This window comes from Aeromonas sp. FDAARGOS 1411 (assembly GCF_019047125.1).
GTDB lineage: Bacteria > Pseudomonadota > Gammaproteobacteria > Enterobacterales > Aeromonadaceae > Aeromonas > Aeromonas veronii.
Map to the genome: position 1 here is coordinate 3,048,937 of NZ_CP077214.1, position 12,882 is coordinate 3,061,818.

A 12,882-nucleotide genomic window follows, 5' to 3' on the forward strand; every position below is an offset into this window, starting at 1 on the left:
CTTGCAAAAAACGGCATATGAATGCAAAATGGCCCCGCTGTTCGTATCTGCCGCCTGTATCGCACAGGCCGCCACACCTCCTCATTCGTGAGACCAAGATGAAACACAACGACAAGCAAGAAAAACTGGCCAAGGCCTTTAAAGCCTTGCTGAAAGAAGAGCGCTTTGGCTCCCAGGCAGAAATCGTCACCGCCCTGCAAGAGCTGGGCTTCGAGAACATCAACCAGTCCAAGGTATCGCGCATGCTGAGCCGCTTCGGCGCCGTTCGCACTCGCAATGCCAAGATGGAGATGGTCTACTGCCTGCCGGTGGAACTGGGCGTGCCCACCACCTCCAGCCCGCTCAAGAATCTGGTACTGGACGTCGATCACAACGGCGCACTGGTGGTGATCCACACCAGCCCGGGCGCAGCCCAGCTGATCGCCCGCCTGCTCGACTCCCTTGGCAAGGCAGAGGGGATCCTCGGTACCATCGCCGGTGATGACACCATCTTCATCACCCCGACCAGCGACACCGATATCGAAGAGCTCTATCTCTCCGCCCTCGAGCTGTTCGAACAGACGCCGTAATGGCCGCCACCGCATCATAGCGGTCACGCCAGAACGAAAAATCCCGGCCAAGGCCGGGATTTTTGTTTTCTGCAGCTTCGTCAGGCGGGCTTATTTGCCCTGCGCCATCAGAAAACCCTCCGATGGGGCGAAGAAAGCCGCGCCGGTCACTGCCTTGGTGAAACGCAGCAGGTGATCGAAGTGGCTGCCCTCTCCCTTGTACATGCTGGCCAGCATGGCGTTGAAGTGCTGCGGTGTGCGGCAGCAGGAGATGAAGTAGAGCCCCTGCTCGGTCATGGTGCCCCAAGGCATGCTCTGGCGCAGGATCTCCATGGACTCCCCTTTCGGCGTCTTGAGGTTGACCCGCTTGATGTGGGCGGTCAGCGGTTTGGCGGCAGACTCATACTCGATGTTGTCGGGCTTGGTACGACCGATAATGTCTTCCTGCTCTCTCTGCGCCAGCTTCTCCCAGTCACTCATGGCGTGTACCCAGCGCTGAACGTGGATGTAGGAGCCACCGGCAAACTCGCCCTCGGCCAGCAACGCCACTTCGGCACGGTGTTCATCCTGCGGGTTCTCGGTGCCATCAACGAAACCGGTCAGGTCACGGCAATCCAGATTGCGGAAACCGCGCACCTCTTCGGCCAGTTCGACCAGTCCGGCCAGCAGTGCCATCACTCGGTGACCGGCGTGGTGCAGCACATCCACCCGATCGGCGCGCAGCTGAATAAAGAGATCAAACGGGGTGTTGGGGGCCTCCTGACCGTTGGCGGATTGCGCCATAAAGCTGCGGAACTGGGGCGGACGGGCGGCAGGGTAGAGACCATCCCAGGCATCGGCGCCAACGGCAACCAGACCGCTGAAACCGGCATCGGGGAAATCGGCGGCGACCGCCTGCCACAGGGCGGGCAGTTTGGCCAGACGGCCGACCAGTTCGGCGGCATCGCCGGTACGATTGAACATCAGATAGAGGGCGTGCAGATTCGGCTCTGCGCAGATCCCGGCTTGGGCTTTCATATATCTCTCCCCTGAGTAGGCGTTAGCGTTACGGGCTATTTGCGTTGCGCGATTATAAACCAGAGTGGATCCAGTTCTTTGATTTCACGACGATATCACGCGTTCAGGGCAAAGGGTCAAACAACACCAATCCATGGGGAGCGACCTTGATCCGTGCCCGCATCCCATCAAGGGGCTCGCCAATGCTCGCCTCCAGCTGCAGATCGCCACACTCGAACAGCACCCGGCAGTGGTGGCCGAGGAACTGCTGCTCCACCACCTTGAGCTCCCCATCTGCGGCGCTCTCCAGCAGCAGTTGCTGGGGTCTGAGCATCAGCTGCAACTGCTCACCCACCGCACGGCCATGAGGCTCGCTGCCACAAATGACCCCGAGCGCCGTCTGCACGCACTGGCTGTCCACCACCTCGGCAGCCAGATAGTTGACCCCGCCGAGAAACTCCGCCACGAAGCGGTTTTGCGGGCGGCGATAGAGCTGCTCAGGCTGGCCCACCTGCTCGATGTGACCGGCGCGAAACAGCGCCAGCCGATCGGCGAAGGCGAACGCCTCCTCCTTGCTGTGGCTGACGAAGATGGCGCCAATCCCTTGCTGCTTGAGCAGGGCGCGGATCTCGAGGATCAGCTTCATCCGCACCTGGGTGTCGATGTTGGAGAAGGGTTCATCCAACAGCATCAGCCGCGGCTTGCACACCAGCGCCCGGGCGATGGCTACCCGCTGCTGCTGGCCGCCGGAGAGCTGGTGCGGATAACGATCCCCCAGCCCCTGCAGATTGACCAGCGCCGACGCCTCTTCAACCTGCTGCTGGCGGGCGCGGCGATCGAGTTTGGTCAGGCCGAAGCCGACGTTGTCGGCCACCGTCAGGTGGGGAAAGAGGGCGTAATCCTGAAAGATCATGCCAATGTTGCGCGCCTCGGGCGGCACGCTGGCACCCGGCCCGTCGAGCAGGGTATCGCCGAGGCGGATCGACCCCTCCGCCAGCGGCAGCAGCCCGGCGATGGCCTTGAGAAGCGTGGTTTTGCCGCAGCCACTGGCTCCCAGCAGGCAGACGATCTCGTTGTCTGCCACCGTCAGGGAGAGCTGCTCCAGCACATTGCGGCCGTTGTAACGGCAGCTGACATTTTCAACCTGCAAACAGGACAAGGCTGACTTCCTCTCGTTTCTGGCGGCGTGCTGCCTTTCGGTTCAGCACACCGCATGCAATTTCATTGACCGACGCGGCGACTCAGTGGCCCGGACTGTCCAGAGTGCGGTTGACCCAGATCAGCGGCAACAGCCCCACCAGCACAATGACGATAGCCCCCAGCGCGCCGCGCTCCAGCATCTCGTCCGAGACAAACTGATAGACGTGGGTCGCCAGAGTATCGAAGTTGAACGGCCGCAGCAGCAGGGCGGCGGGCAGCTCCTTCATGGATTCGATGAATACCAGCATGGCACCGGCAAACAGACCTCGGCGCACCAGCGGCAGATGGACCCGCCGCAGCATGCCGCCATCCCCCTGCCCCAGAGAGCGGGCAGCCATATCGAGGCTGGGGGAGATCTTGCCCATGCTGCTCTCCACCGAGCCGATGGCGATGGCCACAAAGCGCACCAGATAACCGAACACGATGGCGGTGAGGGTGCCGGTCAGCAACAAGCCCGGGCCCTGACGCCCGAGCCACTCGGCCAGATCGTTGATGGCAAAGTCGAGGGCGGTGAGCGGCACCAGCACCCCGATAGCGAGCACGGTACCCGGCATGGCGTAGCCCATGGCGGCGATGCGCAGAGGCAACAGACTCTTTATCCCGCCATCGAGACGGCGGAAGAAGCCAAGCAGCAGGGCAATCCCCATCGCCAGCAGAGCGGTCAGCGCCGAGATAGCCAAGCTGTTGCCGGCGAAGCGGACAAACTCCGGCGTCCACGACAACTCGAAGTAGCGCACCCCGTAGTCGAGCAGGATGACGAACGGCAGGCCGAAACCGGCCAGCACCAGCCCCCAGCACCAGAAAGCGGCCAGAGCGCGACTCATCCCCTTAAGCGGATAGCGCAGCGGCTGCTCATGGCCCATCGACTTCTGGAACACCTGCTGCCGACTGCGCGAGCGGCGCTCCAGCGCGATCAACAGCACCACAGCCAGCAACATCAGGCAGGAGAGTTTCGCCGCGGTGGCCAGACTGCCATAGCCGAGCCAGGTGTCGTAGACCGCCGTGGTCAGGGTGTTGATGGCAAAGAAGTGGACGGTGGCGAAATCGGCCAGCGTCTCCATGGCCACCAGCGATACCGCCACCATGATGGCGGGGCGTGCCAGCGGCAGACTGAGGCGGCGAAAGCTCTGCCACGGGGTACAGCCGAGCAGGCGGCTGGAGTGGATCAGGCTGACTGACTGCTCGAGAAAAGAGGCGCGGGTCAGAAGATAGACATAAGGGAACAGCACCAGCGCCAGCACCCAGGCGGCGCCGCCAAGGGAGCGAACGGCCGGAAACCAGTAATCGGCAGGACTGTTCCAGCCAAAGAGTGCTCGCAACCCGGCCTGTAGCGGGCCCGAGTAGTCGAGCAAGTCGGTATAGACGTAGGCGACGATATAGGAGGGCATGGCCATTGGCAGCATCAAGGCCCACTGCAGGGCACGGCGCCCCGGCACCTGACACATGGCCACCAGCCAGGCGGTGGGTACACCAAACAGCAGGCTGAGCAGTACCACACCGACCACCAGCCCCAGGGTATTGCCCAGATAATCGAGCAGCACGGTATCGGCGAGGTGGCGAAACAGCTCCCCCTCAGCCGAAAAGGCAGAGAAAAGCAGGGCTATAACCGGTAAACCCAGCAGCAGGGCGATGGCCCAGCTGCCGGTCATCCATCCAAAATTTTTCATGAGACCACAGATGTTGATGGGGCCGTTGGCCCCATCTGATTACAAGTCGAACTTCACTTCATCCAGCAACTGCAAGGCGTCCTTGCGGTGCTTGGCGTAATCGCTGACCGGTAGTGCGTCAGACTTGAAACTGCCCCAGGACTTGACCATGGCGGAAGGCTCGACTCCGGCCTTGACCGGATATTCGGCGTTCACGTCCGCATACATGTGCTGGGCGGTGTCGCCAGCCAGAAACTCCATCAGCTTCTGGGCCTCGGCCTTGTTCTTGGCATATTTGGTCATGGCCACGCCGCTCACGTTGACGTGGGCACCGCGGTCAGCCTGGTTCGGGAAGTTGATATAGACTGCATCCGCCCAGGACTTCTGCGCCGGATCTTTCAACATGGCGCCCAGATAGTAGCTGTTGCCGAGCGACACGTCACAGATACCATCCTTGATCGCCTTGACCTGATCCCGGTCGTTGCCCTGCGGCTTGCGCGCCAAGTTGGCCTTGACCCCTTCCAGCCAGGTTTTGGTCTCGGCCATGCCGTGATGGGCAATCATGGAGGAGACCAGCGCCACATTGTACTCATGCTTGCCGCTGCGGGTGCATATTTTCCCTTTGAATTCCGGTTTGGCCAGATCTTCGTAGCTGATGGTATCGAGCTTGCCGAGGCGATCCTTGCTGGAGTAGATGGCGCGAACCCGGGTGGTCAGGGCGAACCAGCGATTCTCCGGATCACGATAGATGGCGGGGATGTTCTCCTGCAGGATCTTGCTGTCCACCGGCTGCACCAGCCCCTTGTCCACCAGATCGGTCAGACGGCTGATATCGACAGTCAGCATCAGGTCGGCCGGAGAGAGCTTGCCTTCCCGCTCCAGACGCTCGTTCAATCCCTCTTTGGCGAACACCACGTTCACCTTGATGCCAGATTCCTTCTCGAACTGCTGGATGATGGGCTTGATCAGCTCATCCTGCCGGTTGGAGTAGACATTCACTTCCCCGGCCGCCAATGCCGACTGAGCTGCCAACGCAGAGAAAGCCAGTGCCAACATCTTCATTTTCATCATCCATTCCTTGATTAGCTATACAGAGTGATAACGATTTCCGTTTGCATTCTGCATACATCTTATAAGCGGATCAAGAAAGCTCGCCGTCGCCACATCACATATTTAATCGCCCATAAACGAAAAGGGCCGGATGGAATCCCATTCGGCCTCTTCAGAGCAAAACGTTATGTTGATCAGGCTTCAATAAGCGCTCACTCCATCGGGATTCCCCGAGATCGGGAGGTCAACAGATCTGTACGTCACTGATGCGGTTCATCACAGCGCCTCGTCGTCACTTTCGCCGGTGCGGATGCGCACCGCTTGCAGCAAGTCGTAGACAAAAATCTTGCCGTCGCCGATCTTGCCGGTATAGGCCGCCTTGCAGATCGCCTCGATCACCCCTTCCACGTTATCATCGGCGGTAGCAATCTCCAGCTTCACCTTGGGCAGGAAGTCGACCTGATACTCGGCTCCCCGGTATAATTCGGTGTGTCCCTTCTGGCGGCCAAATCCCTTGACCTCGGACACGGTCAGCCCTTCCACCCCCAGGTTGGCAATAGCCTCGCGGACATCGTCCAACTTGAACGGTTTGATAATCGCACTAATCAGCTTCATCTGGTTGCTCCCAATCCATGGTGTGTCATGAATCGGGTTTCAATTCTTATGCCAAGTATTTTTATTGTTTTATTTCATATAGATAGAGTTTAATGCCGGCGCCATTCGCCAGGCACATCCCCATAACCGGCCAGCACGCCCCATAATGAGGCACCATGCTGCAGCGGTCAGCGGGTATGCACCAAACAAGAGCAAAACAGCATGTTAGTTATCTCCAACAGCGTCACGATTCCCTGGCATGAGCTGCAATTTCAGACCATGCGGGCACAGGGCAACGGTGGACAGCACGTCAACAAGACCGACTCCGCCGTCTGGCTGCGCTTCGATTACCGTAACTCCCCAAGCCTCACCCCGCTCTACAAGGAGGGGCTCGACAAGCTGAGCGACAGCCGGGTACACGATGGCTTTATCCTGATCCGGGTCGAGAGCCATCGCAGCCAAGACATGAACCGCAAGGAGGCGATGAGCCGTCTGGTGGAGTTGCTGAAGAAAGCAGCCTGGCGCCCCAAGGCTCGTCATGCCACCAAGCCGACCCACAGCTCCCAGCGCAAGCGGGTTGATGCCAAAAAGCGCAAGGGTGATATCAAGTCTGCCCGCGGCAAGCCGGTGCTGGACTGAGCCCCCCCAGCCTCCAAAGGATGTCAGCCGATGAGATACAGTTTTTGCGACAGCGCTCGCGGCCCCCTGCTCATTGCCATCAATCAGGATGGTCTGCGCCACGTGGAGTTCATGCACGGAGAGCGGCCCGTCATGCCGCAAACTGACTGGCAACGGGATGACAAGGCGCTGGCCCCCTATCTTGCCCAGTTCACCGCCTATTTCGCCGGAAAGTTGCAGCAGTTCGATCTGCCCATGGCAGCGAAGGGCACCCCGTTCCAGCAAACGGTGTGGAACGCTTTGTGTGATATCCCCTATGGCGAGACCGTGAGCTATCTCGAGATTGCCCAGGCTATCGGCAATCCCAAGGCAGTGCGAGCAGTAGGCGCTGCCAATGGCCGCAATCCGCTGAGCATCATAGTGCCCTGCCATCGGGTGATCGGACGCAGCGGTGAGCTGACCGGCTATGCTGGCGGCATTCCCATCAAGCGCTGGTTGCTGGCACTGGAACAGACAGGCACAACATTCGAGCTGGCCCCATGAGACGATGAGCGCCCCGGAGAGGGACGGGACAATATGGTGACCAGAATGAAAAGGCTTTCAGTCAGTGACCACGCTTTGCTGACAAGATGAACAGAAAATGAAGAATCGCCTCAGAACTACTTCAGATTGAGCTTGGCATGATGGCTCCATACTTGAATGGCACGGCTCATTCGCTGATTCAAGTAGCACCCATGTGACGCTTCCAATCTGTCTTTTTCCCCGCGCCTCCTCTGAGGCGCTTTTTTTGTGCCGACACAACAGGCCGCCACCCGGCTTGAGTGGCCTGAACGCCACAAAATCTGCGCCCGCCCAAAAACCAAGAGGCGAAGGATCATCCTTCGCCTCTGACGTAACAGCTGGCTACTCGTTCTGGGGCAGGAACTGCAGTTCCGGCGCCGAGGAGGTCAGCACATCGGCGCAATAATCCCAGGTCGAGATGCGATAGTGCTGCAGATCTTCATCCAGATGCAGGCCGTCCGACTCCTGATGGAACCAGCTGGCAAAACGGGATGGGGTGATGAGCTGGATCTGCTCTTCGATAGCGTGGCTATCCTTCCCCTCGGCCAGATCGCAATCTTCGATAACCCGCAGGGCGTAGATATGACGAAAATAGACCCGGCAGAGGATTTGTGGGGGCAGATCGATGCTGCGCGCCCGCCCCAGCATGATGGTCAGGGAGTCGCTCCAGAGATCCTGATGCAGCTCGGCCACAACCAGACCGGGCGGTAGCTGGCGGGACGGAGCCCAAGGGACGGCAACCTGCCGAATGGCATTTTTCTGTTCCATATTCACCTCACGACGACTCGCTCCCTGTCTTGAGTCTATCTGAACCACATAGTCCCGGCGAAGGCAATCGATGGACAGTAAAAACGGCAATAAAAAAGCCGACGTATCAAACGTCGGCGAATAAAAAGTGCTTACAACAGAGGATTCACATATTCAGACCCGCGGGTCGAAAGATTGGTTCCCTCTTTTTGTAATTAATTTTCGGCGCGTTTAAACATCAGGGTATTGGCGTCCGACTCTTCCGGTACGAAGTAGTAGCCCTCGGCGTTGAAACCGGTCAGCTGCTCCACCTCGGTCAGACGGTGCTTGATGATGTGGCGAGCCATCATGCCGCGCGCCTTCTTGGCGTAGAAGCTGATGATCTTGAACTGGCCGTTCTTCTCATCCTTGAACACCGGTGTGACAATCCGCCCTTTCAGGCTCTTGGGTCGTACCGACTTGAAATACTCGTCGGAAGCCAGATTGATCAACACCTCATCCCCCTGCGCTGCCAGCGCGTCGTTGAGATGGTGAGTGATCACCTCCCCCCAGAACTGGTAGAGATCCTTGCCGCGATCGTTGTCGAGCTTGGTCCCCATCTCCAGCCGGTAGGGCATCATCAGATCGAGGGGGCGCAGCACGCCGTAGAGGCCGGAGAGCATCCGCAGGTGCGCCTGAGCGAAGTCAAAATCGGCCTCGCTGAAATCCTCTACCGCCAAACCGGTGTAGACATCCCCCTTGAAAGCCAACAGCGCCTGACGGGCGTTGGCGGGAGTGAAATCTGGCTGCCACTCGGCAAACCGGGCGGCATTGAGACCGGCCAGCTTGTCGCTGATCTTCATCAGAGTGGCGATCTGGTCAGGGCTCAGTTGGCGGGCCCGGCTAATCAGTTCGGCGGAGTGATCCAGCAGCTCGGGTTGGGTGAAACGGGGTGTCACCAGCGGTGACTCGTAATCCAGCGTCTTGGCCGGGGAAACCACAATCAGCATAACGTTCCTTTATGGCGAGGGGCCGAACGGCAGAGCAGCCCCATGATTCATTCATCCAGCGTCACATTGTCCAGCGTGCCGGTACCGAGCCGCTCGCGACCGGAGAGCTTGATCAGCAGTCGCAGGTCGTTGGCCGAGTCGGCGTGGGCGAGTGCCTCACTGTAGCCAATCTGGCCGGCGCAGAACAGGCTGAAGAGCGCTTGATCGAAGGTCTGCATACCCAGCTCGGTGGATTTGGTCATCACCTCCTTGAGGCGATGCATCTCTCCCTTGCGAATAATGTCAGTGATGAGCGGAGTATTGAGCAGGATCTCGAACGCAGCGCAGCGCCGCTTGCCATCCATACTCGGCACCAGCTGCTGGGCGACGATGGCCTTGAGGTTGAAAGAGAGATCGAACAGGAACTGGCGGTGTTTGTCCTGCGGCACCAGATGGAGGATGCGATCCAGCGCCTGGTTGGCATTGTTGGCATGCAAAGTGGCGAGACAAAGGTGTCCTGTCTCGGCGAACTGCAGGGCAAACTCCATGGTCTCCTGACTTCGGATCTCGCCGATCAGGATCACGTCCGGCGCCTGACGCAGCGAACTTTTCAGCGCCACATCGAACGACTCGGTGTCGATCCCCACCTCTCGCTGGGTCACCAGACTACGACCATGCTGATGGACGAACTCCACCGGATCTTCCACCGTCAGAATGTGACCATCGGCATGCTGGTTGCGATAGCCGATCATCGCCGCCTGAGTAGTCGATTTGCCCGCCCCGGTGGCGCCGACAAACAGCACCAGCCCCCGCTTGGCCATCGCCACCTCTTGCAGGATCTTGGGTAGCTGCAGATCTTCAAAGGTGGGAATGCGGGTCTCGATACGCCGCACCACCATGCCGGGCAGCTCCTGCTGCCAGAAGGCGCTGACCCGAAAACGGCCAAGCACCTCGCGATAGATCGCGTAGTTGGCCTCCTTGGTACGGATATAACGCTCGAAGTGATCGCTGCTGAGGGTATCCCTGACCAGCGTCAGAGCTCCCTTCTTGTCGAGCGCTTCGCCCCCCAGCGACACCAGATGGCCATTCACCTTGAGGGTGGGCGGCGAGCCCACCGTCACAAACAGATCCGATCCCTTTCGCTCGACCAGCTCGCTCAGCAGATCATCCAGATTCATCATCTATCCCTCCCTGGGTGTGAGTCGCTTAAATGCTGTTGGGATCAACAGCCTTGGCCTTGGCATCGAGGGATGCCACCACACCACGACTCACCAACTGCTTGAGACTCTGATCCATGGTCTGCATGCCGTGGGTCATCCCGGTCTGGATCACCGAGTAGAGCTGGGCAATCTTGTCCTCGCGGATCAGGTTACGCACCGCTGGAATGCCCATCATGATCTCGTGAGCCGCCACCCGGCCACCGCCAATGCGCTTGAGCAGGGTCTGGGAGATAACCGCCCGCAGGGATTCGGAGAGCATGGAGCGCACCATGTCTTTCTCTGCGCCGGGGAAGACGTCGATGATACGGTCGATGGTCTTGGCCGCCGACGAGGTGTGCAGGGTGCCAAACACCAGGTGGCCAGTTTCGGCGGCGGTCATGGCCAGACGAATGGTCTCAAGGTCGCGCATCTCGCCCACCAGAATGATGTCCGGGTCTTCCCGCAGTGCCGAGCGCAGAGCGTTGCTGAAGCTCTTGGTATCCCGGTGCACTTCCCGCTGGTTCACCAGACAGCGCTTGTTCTCGTGGACGAATTCGATGGGGTCTTCGATGGTGAGGATGTGGTGATGGAAGTTCTCGTTGATGTAATTGACCATGGCAGCCAGGGTGGTCGATTTACCGGAACCTGTCGGGCCGGTCACCAACACCAGACCCCGCGGGAACTCGGCGATCTTGCGGAAGATCTCCGGCGCATCGAGATCCTCGAGGCTCAGCACAGTGCTGGGGATGGTACGAAATACCGCGCCCGAGCCGCGAGCCTGCTGGAAGGCGTTGACCCGGAAACGGGCCAGATTGGGCACCTCGAACGAGAAGTCGACCTCGAAGTTCTCCTCCAGCTCCTTGCGCTGATGGTCGTTCATGATGTCGTAAATGAGGGCATGCACTTCCCGGTGTTCCAGGGCGGGCAAATTGATCTTGCGAACCTCACCATCAACCCTGATCATCGGGGGAACCCCGGCCGAGAGGTGTAGATCCGAGGCTTTATGCTTTACACTGAAAGCCAATAACTCTGTGATATCCATAGACTTGTCATTCTCCCATCACAAGATCACTAACGAAATATGAACCAGATTGCCCAGCACCTGTTTCAGGTAAAGGAACGTATTGCCCAGGCCGCCGAACGGGCTAGCCGCAACCTGCAGCAGATCCGCCTGCTGGCCGTGAGCAAGACCAAGCCGGTCGAGGCCATCATGGCCGCCCATGCCGCAGGTCAGCGCTGCTTTGGCGAATCCTACGCTCAGGAAGCAGCGGCCAAGATCGATACCTTGCGCCAGCAGCCGGAATATAGCGACATAGAGTGGCACTTTATCGGCCCTTTGCAATCGAACAAATCCAAACTGGTCGCCGAACGGTTTGACTGGGTGCAGAGCGTGGATCGGGACAAGCTGATCGACCGCCTCAACAACCAGCGCCCAACTACAATGGCACCGCTAAATGTTTGTCTGCAAATCAATATTAGCGGAGAGAGCAGCAAATCCGGAACGTCGGAACAAGAGATTTTCCGCCTTGCCGAGCTGGTCTCTCAAAGTGAGCGACTGGTGCTGCGGGGACTGATGGCCATTCCAGAGCACACCAGTGACGAGAGCATACTGGCCGCCCAAATGACCCGTATGCAGACTCTGTTCACCGAGCTTGCGCGACAATACCCCACGGTGGATACCCTCTCGATGGGCATGACCGAGGATCTTGAACTGGCGATCGCCCACGGCAGCACCATGGTGCGGGTCGGCACCGCCATCTTCGGCGCCCGTGACTACTCATAGGCAAGGCCCGCGGATAACCCATACGTCCGCCTCTTGCCGCGACTTCATCAACAGGAGCGTTTGATGGAACACCGAATTCTGGCGTCAGGTGGTGCAGGCAGCGCCAACCCCGCCGCGACCCCATGTGCAACAGGAGCATCTGATGCAGCATAGAACGCTGGCCTTTATCGGCGCGGGCAACATGAGCCGCAGCATCATCGCCGGACTGGTCAAGGCGGGTTATCCCGCCTGGCAGATCACGGCCGCCAACCCCAGTCTGCCCAAGCTGGAGACGCTGGCGAGCGAACATGGCATTCGCATCACCCAGAGTAATGCCGAGGCGGCCCGCGACGCCGAAGTGATCGTGCTGGCAGTCAAGCCGCAGCTGATGGCAGGCATGCTAGCCGCTCTGGTTGCCGAGCTGGGCTCCCTTGAGGGCAAGCTGCTCATCTCCATCGCGGCTGGCATCAAGGTGGCGCGCCTTGGCGAGATGGCCGGTGGCCATGACCGCATCATCCGCACCATGCCCAATACCCCTGCCCTGCTGGGTCTGGGCATGACCGGTCTCTATGCACCCGAACATATTGCCGCCGTGGATCGTGACTTTGCCGAGCAGATGATGCAGGCGGTCGGCAAGACCCTCTGGGTGGAGCAGGAGTCTGGCATCAACGGCGTCATCGCCGCGGCGGGCAGTGCTCCGGCCTACTTCTTCCTCTTTATGCAGGCGATCGCCGAAGAGGCGGAGGCGATGGGTTTCTCGCCCGATCAGGCACGCCTGCTGGTGCAGCAGACCGCGCTGGGCGCAGCCGCCATGGTGGAGCAGAACCCTGAGCTGGCGCTGCAAACCCTGCGTGAGCAGGTCACCAGCAAGGGCGGCACCACAGCTGAAGCCATCAAGACATTCCAGCTGCAGGGGCTGATGCCGCTGACTGCGCAAGCCATGCAGGCGGCCGTTGCTCGTGCCACCGAAATGGAAACCCTCTTCTAACAGGA

14 protein-coding genes are annotated in these 12,882 nt (G+C 59.6%); 5 read left to right on the forward strand and 9 right to left on the reverse strand.

Annotation, left to right across the window (positions count from 1 at the left end; translation table 11 throughout):
• Window positions 1–98 precede the first annotated feature (98 nt).
• Entirely contained in the window at window positions 99–569 is a 471-nt protein-coding gene (gene argR, locus I6L41_RS13645; protein WP_005340378.1) for a transcriptional regulator ArgR, read from the forward strand.
• Window positions 570–659: 90 nt separating this feature from the next.
• On the opposite strand, the gene I6L41_RS13650 is transcribed toward argR, so the two are convergent.
• The 5 genes from I6L41_RS13650 to glnK all read right to left on the reverse strand — a co-directional run bounded on the left by I6L41_RS13650 (window position 660) and on the right by glnK (window position 6,055).
• Entirely contained in the window at window positions 660–1,565 is a 906-nt protein-coding gene (locus tag I6L41_RS13650; RefSeq protein ID WP_216959471.1) for a Dyp-type peroxidase, read from the reverse strand.
• A gap of 103 nt (window positions 1,566–1,668) precedes the next feature.
• On the reverse strand, window positions 1,669–2,703 hold the full coding sequence (locus I6L41_RS13655) for an ABC transporter ATP-binding protein (protein WP_216959474.1): 1,035 nt from the start codon (window positions 2,701–2,703) through the stop codon (window positions 1,669–1,671).
• 82 nt (window positions 2,704–2,785) lie between these two features.
• Window positions 2,786–4,411 carry an iron ABC transporter permease gene (locus tag I6L41_RS13660; protein ID WP_216959477.1) on the reverse strand — a complete coding sequence of 542 codons (1,626 nt, stop codon included), beginning with the start codon at window positions 4,409–4,411 and terminating at the stop codon, window positions 2,786–2,788.
• Between the two features lie 39 nt (window positions 4,412–4,450).
• Window positions 4,451–5,458 (reverse strand): Fe(3+) ABC transporter substrate-binding protein, encoded by a 1,008-nt coding sequence (locus I6L41_RS13665; RefSeq protein ID WP_005340374.1) that lies wholly within the window; start codon window positions 5,456–5,458, stop codon window positions 4,451–4,453.
• Between the two features lie 258 nt (window positions 5,459–5,716).
• The gene (gene glnK / locus I6L41_RS13670; RefSeq protein ID WP_005341406.1) at window positions 5,717–6,055 is read right to left on the reverse strand and encodes a P-II family nitrogen regulator; all 339 of its coding nucleotides are present in this window, start codon (window positions 6,053–6,055) and stop codon (window positions 5,717–5,719) included.
• Between the two features lie 201 nt (window positions 6,056–6,256).
• Between glnK and arfB the strand changes: the two genes are divergently transcribed.
• On the forward strand, window positions 6,257–6,673 hold the full coding sequence (gene arfB, locus I6L41_RS13675) for an alternative ribosome rescue aminoacyl-tRNA hydrolase ArfB (RefSeq protein WP_216959480.1): 417 nt from the start codon (window positions 6,257–6,259) through the stop codon (window positions 6,671–6,673).
• Between the two features lie 30 nt (window positions 6,674–6,703).
• Window positions 6,704–7,195 (forward strand): methylated-DNA--[protein]-cysteine S-methyltransferase, encoded by a 492-nt coding sequence (locus I6L41_RS13680; protein WP_216949693.1) that lies wholly within the window; start codon window positions 6,704–6,706, stop codon window positions 7,193–7,195.
• 360 nt (window positions 7,196–7,555) lie between these two features.
• Here the strand turns inward: I6L41_RS13680 and I6L41_RS13685 are convergent, their stop codons facing one another.
• The 4 genes from I6L41_RS13685 to tapT all read right to left on the reverse strand — a co-directional run bounded on the left by I6L41_RS13685 (window position 7,556) and on the right by tapT (window position 11,169).
• Complete coding sequence (locus I6L41_RS13685) at window positions 7,556–7,981, reverse strand: hypothetical protein (RefSeq protein WP_040098961.1); 426 nt, start codon at window positions 7,979–7,981, stop codon at window positions 7,556–7,558.
• 194 nt (window positions 7,982–8,175) lie between these two features.
• Window positions 8,176–8,949: a peroxide stress protein YaaA gene (gene yaaA / locus I6L41_RS13690; protein WP_040067414.1), complete on the reverse strand. Its 774-nt coding sequence runs from the start codon at window positions 8,947–8,949 to the stop codon at window positions 8,176–8,178.
• Between the two features lie 47 nt (window positions 8,950–8,996).
• Window positions 8,997–10,106 carry a type IVa pilus ATPase TapU gene (gene tapU / locus I6L41_RS13695; RefSeq protein ID WP_005357951.1) on the reverse strand — a complete coding sequence of 370 codons (1,110 nt, stop codon included), beginning with the start codon at window positions 10,104–10,106 and terminating at the stop codon, window positions 8,997–8,999.
• A 28-nt stretch (window positions 10,107–10,134) separates the two neighbouring features.
• A complete protein-coding gene (gene tapT, locus I6L41_RS13700; RefSeq protein WP_005340354.1) occupies window positions 10,135–11,169 on the reverse strand; it encodes a type IVa pilus ATPase TapT in 1,035 nt (344 codons plus the stop codon).
• Between the two features lie 39 nt (window positions 11,170–11,208).
• Between tapT and I6L41_RS13705 the strand changes: the two genes are divergently transcribed.
• Window positions 11,209–11,910 (forward strand): YggS family pyridoxal phosphate-dependent enzyme, encoded by a 702-nt coding sequence (locus I6L41_RS13705; RefSeq protein WP_204480235.1) that lies wholly within the window; start codon window positions 11,209–11,211, stop codon window positions 11,908–11,910.
• A gap of 142 nt (window positions 11,911–12,052) precedes the next feature.
• Window positions 12,053–12,877, forward strand: coding sequence for a pyrroline-5-carboxylate reductase (gene proC, locus I6L41_RS13710; protein ID WP_216949695.1), 825 nt, complete (start codon window positions 12,053–12,055; stop codon window positions 12,875–12,877).
• Window positions 12,878–12,882: the final 5 nt, after the last annotated feature.

Coding starts and splice junctions, on each gene's coding strand:
- I6L41_RS13665 (WP_005340374.1), bottom strand. CDS start 5,458: ATGAAAATGAAGATGTTGGCACTGGCTTTCTCTGCGTTGGCAGCTCAG.
- tapU (WP_005357951.1), bottom strand. CDS start 10,106: ATGAATCTGGATGATCTGCTGAGCGAGCTGGTCGAGCGAAAGGGATCG.
- tapT (WP_005340354.1), bottom strand. CDS start 11,169: ATGGATATCACAGAGTTATTGGCTTTCAGTGTAAAGCATAAAGCCTCG.
- proC (WP_216949695.1), top strand. CDS start 12,053: ATGCAGCATAGAACGCTGGCCTTTATCGGCGCGGGCAACATGAGCCGC.
- I6L41_RS13680 (WP_216949693.1), top strand. CDS start 6,704: ATGAGATACAGTTTTTGCGACAGCGCTCGCGGCCCCCTGCTCATTGCC.
- I6L41_RS13650 (WP_216959471.1), bottom strand. CDS start 1,565: ATGAAAGCCCAAGCCGGGATCTGCGCAGAGCCGAATCTGCACGCCCTC.
- glnK (WP_005341406.1), bottom strand. CDS start 6,055: ATGAAGCTGATTAGTGCGATTATCAAACCGTTCAAGTTGGACGATGTC.
- I6L41_RS13685 (WP_040098961.1), bottom strand. CDS start 7,981: ATGGAACAGAAAAATGCCATTCGGCAGGTTGCCGTCCCTTGGGCTCCG.
- I6L41_RS13660 (WP_216959477.1), bottom strand. CDS start 4,411: ATGAAAAATTTTGGATGGATGACCGGCAGCTGGGCCATCGCCCTGCTG.
- arfB (WP_216959480.1), top strand. CDS start 6,257: ATGTTAGTTATCTCCAACAGCGTCACGATTCCCTGGCATGAGCTGCAA.
- I6L41_RS13705 (WP_204480235.1), top strand. CDS start 11,209: ATGAACCAGATTGCCCAGCACCTGTTTCAGGTAAAGGAACGTATTGCC.
- yaaA (WP_040067414.1), bottom strand. CDS start 8,949: ATGCTGATTGTGGTTTCCCCGGCCAAGACGCTGGATTACGAGTCACCG.
- argR (WP_005340378.1), top strand. CDS start 99: ATGAAACACAACGACAAGCAAGAAAAACTGGCCAAGGCCTTTAAAGCC.